The sequence below is a fragment of the Micromonospora sp. NPDC023814 genome (genome assembly GCF_040639595.1).
Lineage (GTDB): Bacteria > Actinomycetota > Actinomycetes > Mycobacteriales > Micromonosporaceae > Micromonospora.
The window spans coordinates 21,404-32,439 of the sequence record NZ_JBFAAF010000078.1; the positions used below are offsets into that span (position 1 = coordinate 21,404).

The 11,036-nt window shown below is 76.1% G+C and carries 1 protein-coding gene; it reads left to right on the forward strand.

Features of this window, described 5'->3' with window-relative positions; genetic code table 11:
• Positions 1 to 36: 36 nt before the first annotated feature.
• The coding region (locus AB0G14_RS29500) for a type I polyketide synthase (protein WP_357702952.1) at positions 37 to 11,036 on the forward strand (11,000 nt) is incomplete at its 3' end.

The window sequence follows — 11,036 nt, forward strand, 5'->3', positions numbered from 1 at the left end:
CAACGACATCGGCATGCCGAGTGAGGTAGGTCCACGGTGAGCAACGAGGACGAGAAGTACGTCGAGTACCTGAAGCGTACGACCTCGGAGCTGCGGCGTACCCGGCGGCGGCTGCGCGAGCTGGAGGCCCGCGACTCCGAGCCCATCGCCATCGTGGCGATGAGCTGCCGCTACCCGGGCGGGGTCGACAGCCCCGAGGCGCTGTGGCAGCTCGTCCGCGACGGCGGCGACGGGATCGGGCCGTTCCCCGCCGACCGGGGCTGGGACCTGGACCGCCTCTTCCACCCCGACCCCGACCACCCGGGCACCAGCTACGTCACCGAGGGCGGCTTCGTCTACGCCGCCGCCGACTTCGACGCGGACCTGTTCGGCATCTCGCCCCGCGAGGCCGTCGCCATGGACCCGCAGCAGCGGCTGCTGCTGGAGACCTCCTGGGAGGCGTTCGAGCGGGCCGGGCTGCCGCTGCCGGCGGTGCGGGGCAGCCGCACCGGGGTGTTCGTCGGCGCGGCGTCACACGGCTACGACGGCATGATGGCGCAGGCCGAGAACGGCGAGGGGCACCTGCTCACCGGCAACGCCACCAGCGTCATCTCCGGCCGCGTCGCGTACACGCTCGGGCTGGAGGGACCGGCGGTCACCGTCGACACCGCCTGCTCGTCGTCGCTGGTCGCCATCCACCTCGCCGCGCAGGCGCTGCGCAACGGCGACTGCGAGCTGGCGCTGGCCGGCGGCGTGACGGTGATGCCCACCCCGGCGGTCTTCGTCGGCTTCAGCCGGCAGCGCGGCCTCGCCGCCGACGGCCGGTGCAAGGCGTTCGCCGCCGGCGCCGACGGCACCTCCTGGTCGGAGGGGATCGGGATGCTGCTGCTCACCCGCCTCTCCGACGCCCAGCGGCACGGCTACCCCGTGCTCGCCGTGGTGCGGGGCAGCGCCGTCAACCAGGACGGCGCGTCCAACGGCCTGAGCGCCCCCCACGGCCCGTCCCAGGTCCGCGTCATCCGCCAGGCCCTGGCCAACGCCCGGCTCACCGCCGAGCAGGTGGACGTGGTGGAGGCGCACGGCACCGGCACCCGGCTCGGCGACCCCATCGAGGCGCAGGCGCTGCTGGCCACGTACGGGCAGGACCGGGGCGCCGCCGCGCCGCTGCTGCTCGGCTCGGTCAAGTCGAACATCGGCCACACCCAGGCCGCCGCCGGCGTCGCCGGCGTGATCAAGATGGTCATGGCGATCCGGCACGGTGTCGTGCCGCCGACCCTGCACGTCGACGAGCCGTCTCCGCACATCGACTGGACCGCCGGGTCCGTCACCCTCGCCACCGCACCCACCGCGTGGCCCACGGCCGACCGGCCACGCCGGGCCGCCGTGTCGTCGTTCGGGGTGTCCGGCACCAATGCGCACACCATCATCGAGCAGGCCCCGGCACCGGCCGAGGCCGAGGGCGGGCCGGCCGTGGTGGCCGACCGTCCGGTGTCCCCGGTGCTGCTCTCCGCCCGGTCCGCGGCCGCGCTCGCCGCGCAGGCCGGCCGCTGGGCCGCCTGGCTCGCCGCCGCCGACACCCTCCGCCCGCTCGACGTGGCCTTCTCGTCGGTCACCTCGCGGTCCACCCTGGACCGCCGCGCCGTCGTGTCGGCGACCGGCCGCGACGACCTGCTCGCCGGGCTGCGCGCCGTCGCCGCCGGGGAGCCGGCCGGCACCGTCGTCACCGGCGCCGGGTCGCCGCGCGGCCAGCTCGCGGTGCTCTTCTCCGGCCAGGGCGCGCAGCGCGCCGGCATGGGCCGGGAGCTGTACGCGGAGTTCCCCGCCTTCGCCGCCGCACTGGACGAGGCGTGCGGGTACCTGGATCGGGCCCTGCCGCGCCCCCTGCGGGAGGTGCTGTTCGCCGCGCCGGGCACGGCCGAGGCCGAGCTGCTGGACCAGACGGTGTTCACGCAGGCCGGGCTGTTCGCCGTCGAGGTGGCGCTGTTCCGCCTCGTCGAGTCGTTCGGTGTGGCGCCGGACGTCGTGGGCGGCCACTCGATCGGCGAGGTCACGGCCGCGCACGTGGCCGGGGTGCTGTCGCTGGAGCACGCCTGCGCGCTGGTGGCGGCGCGGGGCCGCCTGATGCAGGCGCTGCCCGCCGGGGGCGGGATGCTGGCCGTCGCCGCCTCCGAGGCGGACGTGCTGGCCACGCTGGACGGGCTCGCCGACCGGGTGGGGATCGCCGCGGTGAACGGCCCGACCTCGGTCGTGGTCTCCGGCGCCGCCGAAACCCTCGACGAGGTGGAGCGGCGCTGGCGGGACCGGGGCGCGCGGACCCGCCGGCTCACGGTCAGCCACGCGTTCCACAGCCCGCTCATGGAGCCCATGCTCGGCAGGTTCCGCGCGGTGCTCGACAGGCTCACGTTCGCCGCGCCGGTGCTGCCGGTCCTGTCGAACGTGACCGGCGCGATCGCCGACGCCGACGAGATCCGCACCGCCGAATACTGGGTGCGGCACGTCCGCGAGGCCGTCCGGTACGCCGACGGGGTCACCGCGCTGCGCGAGGCGGGCGTGGGCACCTTCCTGGAGATCGGCCCGCAGAGCGTGCTGACCGCGATGACCGGGGACGTCCTGCCCGACGGGGACGGTGCGCTCGCCGTCGCCGCGCAGCGCAAGGACCGGCCCGAGCCGCAGGGGCTGCTGGCCGCGCTCGCCGAGCTGCACGTGCACGGGGTGCCGGTGACCTGGCAGCCGTGGTTCGCCGACACCGGGGCGCGGCGGGTCGACCTGCCCACGTACGCCTTCCAGCACCAGCGCTACTGGCCGGAGATCGGCGGCGCCGCCGGGCAGGCCGCGCCGGCCGACGCCGCCGAGGGCGACTTCTGGGCGGCGGTGGAACGCGGCGACCTGACCGAGGTGGCGTCCCACCTGGCCGTGCAGGACGACCCCGCCGCGGTCGAGGCGCTCGCCCCGGCCGTGCCGGTGCTGTCGTCGTGGCGGCGGGCCCGACACCGCGACGCCGTCGTGGACGGCTGGTCGCACCGGATCGACTGGGAACTCGTCCGTCCCGCCGCGGCGGCGACGCTGACCGGCCGCTGGCTGGTCGTCACCGCCGACACCGACGACGCCGGTGCGGCCGGGACGCTGGCCGGCACGGGCGCGCACGTCGACACCCTCGCCGTCGCCCCCGGCGTCGGCCGCGCCGAGCTGGCCGAGCTGCTGCGCGGGTACGGCGAGCGGGGCTGGACGGGGGTGCTCTGCGTGCTGCCCGACGGCGACCGGGCGCTGCCGGACGCCCCGGCCGTCTCCGTCGGCGCCGCGCTGCTGCTCACCCTCACCCAGGCGCTCGCCGACGCCGCCCTGCCCGGCCGGCTCTGGTGCCTCACCAGGGGCGCCGTCGCCGTCGGCGGCGAGACCGTCGCCGACCCGTGGCCCGCGCTGGCCTGGGGACTGGGCCGAGTCGTCGCCCTCGAACAGCCGGACCGCTGGGGCGGCCTGGTCGACCTGCCCGCCCGCGCCGACCGGACCACCGGGGACGCGCTGCTCGCCGTCCTCGCCGACGCCGGCCACGACCAGGTGGCGATCCGCCCACAGGGGACTTTCGGCCGGCGGCTGGTGCCGGCCGCGCCGCCCGCCGGGTCGGGCTGGCGGCCCGCCGGCACGGTGCTGGTGACCGGCGGTACGGGTGCGCTGGGCCGGCACGTGGCTCGGTGGTTGCTGGCCAACGGCGCCGGCGAGGTGGTGCTGGTCTCGCGGCGTGGCCCGGCCGCGCCGGGTGCGGCGGAGTTGGTGGCCGAGTTGGGTGCGGTGCGGGTGGTGGCGTGCGACGTCACCGACCGGGAGGCGGTCGACGCCCTCGTCGCCGGGCTGCCGGGGCTGACCGCCGTCGTACACACCGCCGGGGTCGTGGACGACGGCGTCCTCGACGGGCTCGACCTGACCCGCATGCAGACCGTCCTCGACGGCAAGGTCCGCGCCGCCCAGGTGTTGCACGAGGCGACCGCCGGCCGCGACCTCGACGCGTTCGTGCTCTTCTCCTCCCTCGCCGGGGTCGTCGGCAGTGCCGGACAGGGCAACTACGCGGCGGCCAACGCCTACCTCGACGCGTTCGCGGCCTGGCGGCGCGGCCGGGGGCTGCCCGGCACCGCCATCGCCTGGGGCGCGTGGGCCGAGGACGGCATGGCCGCCGCGACCGCCGCGCTGACCGCCCGGCTCACCCGGGGCGGCATCAACCCGCTCCCCGCCGCCGAGGCGGTCACCGCCCTCGGTCGGGTGGTCAACACCGCCGAGCCCGCGGTCACCGTCGCCGACGTCGACTGGGGACGCCTCGCCGCCGCCTGGGGCCGGCCCACCCCGCTGATCGCCGCCCTGCCCGGGGTGCCCGCCGTGCCCACCGGGCCCGCCCGCGCCGTGGTGGTCGGCCGGTCCCTGCCGCAGCTCACCGACCTCGTCCGCACCCAGGCCGCGGTCGTGCTCGGCTACCCGGCCGGTCAACCGCTGCCCGACCGCACCTTCCGCGACCTCGGCTTCGACTCGCTGACCGCCGTCGAGCTGCGCAACCGGCTGACCGCCGAGACCGGCATGAGCCTGCCCGCCACGCTGGTCTTCGACCACCCCACGGTCGCCGAACTCGCCGCCCACCTGCACGGCCTCACCGCCGGCCAGACCACCGGCGAGGTGGTCGCCGACGGCACGCACCTGCACCGCGAGCCGATCGCCATCGTCGCGATGAGCTGCCGGTTCCCCGGCGGGGTCGCCTCGCCCGAGCAGCTGTGGGACCTCGTCGCCACCGGCACCGACGCGATGAGCCTGATGCCCGGCGAACGCGGCTGGAACCTCGCCGAGCTGTACCACCCCGACCCCGAGCACCCGGGCACCAGCTACGTGCGGGAGGGCGGCTTCGTCGCCGGCGCCGGCGAGTTCGACCCCGCGTTCTTCGGCATCAGCCCCCGCGAGGCCCTCGCCATGGACCCACAGCAGCGGCTGCTGCTGGAGAGCACCTGGGAGGCGTTCGAGCGGGCCCGCATCGACCCCACCGCGCTGCGCGGCAGTCGCACCGGCGTGTACGTCGGCACCAACGGCCAGGACTACGGCTCGCTGCTGATGGCCGCCGGGGACGTCGACGAGAACTACCTCGCCACCGGCGTCTCCGCCAGCGTCATCTCCGGCCGGCTGGCGTACACCTTCGGGCTGCACGGCCCGGCGGTCACCGTCGACACCGCCTGCTCGTCGTCGCTGGTCGCGATGCACCTGGCCGCGCAGGCCCTCCGGGCGGGGGAGTGCGACCTCGCCCTGGCCGGCGGCGCCACCGTGATGGCCACCCCCGGAATCTTCGTCGGCTTCTCCCGGCAGCGCGGCCTCGCCGCCGACGGCCGGTGCAAGCCGTTCGCCGGCGCCGCCGACGGCACCGGCTGGGGCGAGGGCGTCGGCCTGCTGGTGCTCCAGCGGCTCTCCGACGCCCAGCGCGACGGCAACCCGATCCTCGCCGTGCTGCGGGGTAGCGCCGTCAACCAGGACGGCGCCTCCAACGGACTCACCGCCCCCAACGGCCCCGCCCAGCAGCGGGTCATCCGGCAGGCGCTGGCCAACGCCGGGCTGACCGCCGACCAGGTGGACGCGGTGGAGGCACACGGCACCGGCACCACCCTCGGCGACCCGATCGAGGCGCAGGCGTTGCTGGCCACGTACGGGCAGGACCGCCCCGCGGACCGGCCGCTCTGGCTCGGCTCGATCAAGTCGAACATCGGCCACACCCAGGCCGCCGCCGGCGTCGCCGGCGTGATGAAGATGGTGCTCGCCATGCGGCACGGGGTGCTGCCGCCGACCCTGCACGTCGACGAGCCCACCCCCCACGTCGACTGGTCGGCCGGCGGCGTCGAACTGCTCACCTCCGCCCGCCCCTGGGAGCCGGCCGACGGCGTCCGCCGCGCCGCCGTGTCCTCGTTCGGGATCAGCGGCACCAACGTGCACACCATCCTCGAGCAGGCACCCGCCGACGAACCCCGGCCCGAGCCGGCGGCCACCGGGCCGGCCGGGGAACTGCCCTGGGTGCTCTCCGGGCGCACCGCCGACGCCCTCACCGCCCGGGCCCGGGACCTGAGCGCCCACCTCGACACCGTCGACGACGCCACGCTCGCCGACGTCGGCTGGTCGCTGGCCGCCACCCGCGCGTCCCACGACCACCGGGCCGTCGTCTTCGCCGCCACCCGCGACGAGCTGACCGCCGCCCTCGACGCGCTCGCCGACGGCCGGCCCACCCCGCAGACCGTCACCCGCGTCCCCGGCACCCCGGGCGAGGTCGCGTTCGTCTTCCCCGGCCAGGGATCCCAGTGGGTCGGCATGGCCGCTGAACTCCTCGACACCGCCCCCGTCTTCGCCGAGAAGTTCGCCGCCTGCGCCGAGGCGCTGCGCCCGTACGTCGACTGGTCGCCGACCGACGTGGTGCGTGGCGCGCCGGACGCACCCTCCCTGGAGCGCGTCGACGTCGTCCAGCCCACCCTGTTCGCGGTCAGCGTCTCGCTCGCCGCGCTGTGGGAGTCGTACGGGGTGCGCCCGTCCGCCGTCGTGGGCCACTCCCAGGGCGAGATCGCCGCCGCGCACGTCGCCGGGGCGCTCACCCTGGACGACGCGGCGGCCGTCGTGGCCCTGCGCAGCCGGATCATCGCCGGCATCGCCGGGGACGGCGGCATGGTCTCCGTCGCCACCACCGCCGACGAGGCCACGGAGACCATCACCCGCTGGGCCGGCCGGGTCGCCCTGGCCGCCGTCAACGGCCCCACCTCGGTCGTGGTCTCCGGCGACGGCGCGGCCCTGGACGAGCTGGTCGCCCACTACGAGTCCCGCGAGGTGCGGGTGCGCCGCATCCCGGTGGACTACGCCTCCCACTCCGTCCACGTCGAGCCGCTGCGCGAGCAGCTCCTGGAACTGCTCGCCGGGCTGCGTCCCCGCACCGGCGACGTCCGGTTCCGGTCCACCGTGGACGGGGACTGGCTCGACACCGCCGCCCTCGACGCCGACTACTGGTACCGCAACCTGCGCCAGACCGTCCGCTTCGACGAGGCGGTGCGCAGCCTCGTCGCCGCCGGCTACCAGACCTTCGTCGAGGTCAGCGCCCACCCGGTGCTCACCATGGCCGTGCAGGAGAGCGTCGAGCTGGCCGCCGCCGACCCCGGCGCGGCCACCGTCACCGGCACCCTCCGCCGCAACGAGGGCGGCCTCGGTCGCTTCCTCCGCGCCCTGGCCGAGGTGTACGCCGGGGGAGCGCCGGTGAACTGGCGGCACGCGTTCGCCGGCCTCGCCGGCCGCCGCCGGGACCTGCCCACGTACCCGTTCCAGCGGCAGCTCTACTGGCCGCAGCCGTCGGCCGCCACCGCCCCCACCGCCGGCGCGGCCGGCCCGGTGGCCGACGACGAGGTCGACGCCCGGTTCTGGGCCGCCGTCGAGGCGGAAGACCTGGCCGCCCTCACCGCCGAACTCGCCGACGCGACCGAGGCGGAGACCGTGCCGGACGCCGCCTTCGCCGACGTGCTGCCGGTCCTCGCCGCCTGGCGCCGCCGGCACCGCGACCAGGCCACCGTGGACTCCTGGCGGTACCGGGACAGCTGGCTGCCCGTCGCCGCCGACGGCCCGGTCGAGCCCGCCGCCACCGGCACCTGGTGGCTGGTCACCGGCCCCGACGACACCGGCGCGGCCCAGGCCGCGTTCTGCCGGGACGCGCTGGAACGGCACGGCGGCACCGTCGTACCGCTCGTGCTGGACGCCGACCGCACGGACCGTACGGCCCTGGCCGCCCGACTGCGCGAGTTCGCCGCCACCGGCGCGCCCGTCGCGGGGATCCTGTCGCTGCTGGCGCTCGACGAGACGCCGGCCCCGGCCCACCCCTCGGTGCCGGTCGGCTTCGCCGGCACCGTCACCCTGACCCAGGCGCTCGGCGACGCGGGCCTGCGCGCACCGCTGTGGTGCCTCACCCGGGGCGCCGTCTCCACCGACCCCGGCGACCCGCTGCCGCACCCGCTCCAGCAGCTCGCCTGGGGCTTCGGCCGGGTCGCCGCCCTGGAACACCCGGACCGCTGGGGCGGCCTGGTCGACCTCCCCGACGAGCTGGACGACGCCGCCGGCCGCCGGCTGGTCCGCGTCGTCACCGGCACCGACGGGGAGGACCAGGTCGCGCTGCGGCGGGCCGGCGCGTTCGGCCGGCGGCTCCTGCACGCCCCGGTCGGCGACACGCCCGCCACCCGCGAGTGGCGGCCCTCCGGCACCGCCCTGGTCACCGGCGGCACCGGCGCGCTCGGCGGGCACATGGCCCGCTGGCTCGCCGCCAACGGCGCTGCGCACCTGGTGCTGCTCAGCCGGCGCGGCCGGCAGGCCGAGGGTATCGCGGAGCTGGAGGCCGAACTGGTCGGCCTCGGCGCCCGGGTCACCGTGGCCGCCTGCGACGCCGCCGACCGGTCGGCGCTCGCCGCCGTCCTCGCGGACGTGCCGCCCGAGCACCCGCTGACCACGGTCGTGCACACCGCCGCCGTGCTCGACGACTCGGTGATCAACTCGCTGACCCTGGACCAGGTCGACTACGCGTTGAGCGCGAAGGTCACCGCGGCGCTGAACCTGCACGAGCTGACCCGCGACCGGAACCTGGACGCGTTTATCCTGTTCTCCTCGATGGCCGGCACGGTCGGCAGCTCCGGCGTCGGCAACTACGCCCCCGGCAACGCGTTCCTCAACGCCCTCGCCGAGCATCGGCGCGGCCTCGGCCTGCCCGCGACCTCCATCGGCTGGGGCGCCTGGGGCGGCGGCGGCATGGCCGACGGCGAGTTCGGCCGGATGCTGCACCGCCACGGCGCGCCCGAGATGCCCCCGCGGCTCGCCGTCGCGGCCCTGCACCAGGCCGTCGAGCACGACGAGACGTTCCTGACCATCTCGAACATCGCCTGGGACCGGTTCTACGTGGCGTTCACCGCGACCCGACCCGGGCCGCTGATCGCCGAGATCCCCGAGGCGCAGGCGCTCGCGAAGACCAAGGGCCTCACCGAGGCGAAGCAGGCCGACGAGGCCGGGCCGGCCGGCGCGTTCACCCGGATGAGTGTCGCCGAGCGTCAGCAGGCGCTGCTCGACCTGGTCCGCGACCAGGCGGCCATGGTCCTCAAGTACGCCGACGGCGAAGCCGTCGACCCGCACCACGCGTTCCGCGACCTCGGCTTCGACTCGGTGACCGCGGTGGAGCTGCGCAACCGGCTCGCCACCGCGACCGGGCTGCGGCTGCCGGTGACCCTGGTCTTCGACTACCCGTCCTCGACCGCGCTCGCCCGGCACCTGCACGAGGAGTTGGGCGGCGGGGCCGCCGCGACGGTGGAGACCGCCCCCGTGACGCTCGGCGACGACGAGCCGGTGGCCATCGTCGCGATGTCCTGCCGCTTCCCCGGCGGCGCGAACGACCCCGAGCGGTTCTGGGAGATGCTGCACGCCGGCCGGGACGCCGTGTCCGACCTGCCCGGCGATCGTGGCTGGGACATCGACCGGCTCTACGACCCCGACCCCTATTCCACCGGCACCTCCTACGTCCGCAGCGGCGCCTTCCTCTACGAGGCGGCGGAGTTTGATGCGGGTTTCTTCGGGATTTCGCCGCGTGAGGCCCTGGCGATGGATCCGCAGCAGCGGTTGCTGCTGGAGGCGTCGTGGGAGGCGGTGGAGCGGGCAGGGGTTGACCCGGGGGTGTTGCGGGGTTCGCGAACAGGGGTGTTCGTGGGCACGAATGGTCAGGACTATGGGGCCCTGTTGATGGTGGCCAGTGCGGACGAGGTGGAGGGGTTCGCGGGCACGGGCAACGCCGCGAGTGTGGTGTCGGGTCGGGTGGCGTACGCGTTGGGGTTGGAGGGGCCGGCGGTGTCGGTGGACACGGCGTGTTCGTCGTCGTTGGTGGCGCTGCACCTGGCGGTGCAGGCGCTGCGCCGGGGCGAGTGCGACCTGGCGTTGGCGGGCGGCGTGACGGTCATGGCGACGCCGGGGCTCTTCGTGGAGTTCTCGCGGCAGCGCGGGTTGGCGGCGGACGGTCGGTGCAAGGCGTTCGCGGCGGGCGCGGACGGTACGGGTTGGGGTGAGGGCGTCGGTGTGCTGCTGGTGGAGCGGCTGTCCGACGCGCGGCGTAACGGTCACCGGGTCCTGGCGGTCGTGCGGGGAAGCGCGGTCAACCAGGACGGTGCGTCGAACGGTTTGACGGCGCCGAACGGTCCGTCGCAGCAGCGGGTGATCCGGCAGGCCCTGGCGTCGGCGGGGTTGACCACGGCCGACGTGGACGTGGTGGAGGCGCACGGCACCGGTACGACGCTCGGTGACCCGATCGAGGCGCAGGCGCTGCTGGCCACGTACGGGCAGGGCCGGGACGAGCCGCTGCTGCTCGGGTCGGTCAAGTCGAACATCGGTCACACCCAGGCCGCAGCCGGCGTCGCCGGCGTGATCAAGATGGTGCTGGCGATGCAGGAGGGCGTGGTCCCGGCGACGCTGCACGTGGACGAGCCGTCCCCGCACATCGACTGGACGTCCGGCGCCGTCGAGTTGGCGACGGAGTCCCGGCCGTGGCCGGCGGTGGACCGCCCCCGCCGCGCGGCGGTGTCGTCGTTCGGCATCAGCGGCACCAACGCGCACGTCATCATCGAGCTGGCCGAGGAACTGTCCGCCGAGAGCGCGGAGCCCGAGGCCGGCGCGGACCGGAGTCGCGCGCTCGTGGCCTCGGACGCCGTCGTCTGGCCCATGTCCGCGCGGTCCAAGGCCGCCCTCGCCGGGCAGGCCGCCCGGCTGGCCCGCCACGTCCGCCAACACGAGGATCTGGACCCGGCCGCCGTGGCCTGGTCCCTCGCCACCACGCGCTCGGCGTTCGACCAGCGGGCCGCGGTGGTCGGTGTGGGCGTGACGGAGCTGTTGGCGGGGCTGGACGCGCTGGCGGCCGGTACGCCGACGGGCAACCTCGTCACGGGCACCGTCTCCGGAACGGGTGCCGGCCCCGTCTTCGTGTTCCCGGGTCAGGGTGCGCAGTCGGCGCGGATGGCGGCCGGTCTGGTGGGTCGTACGCCGGTGTTCGACGCGAG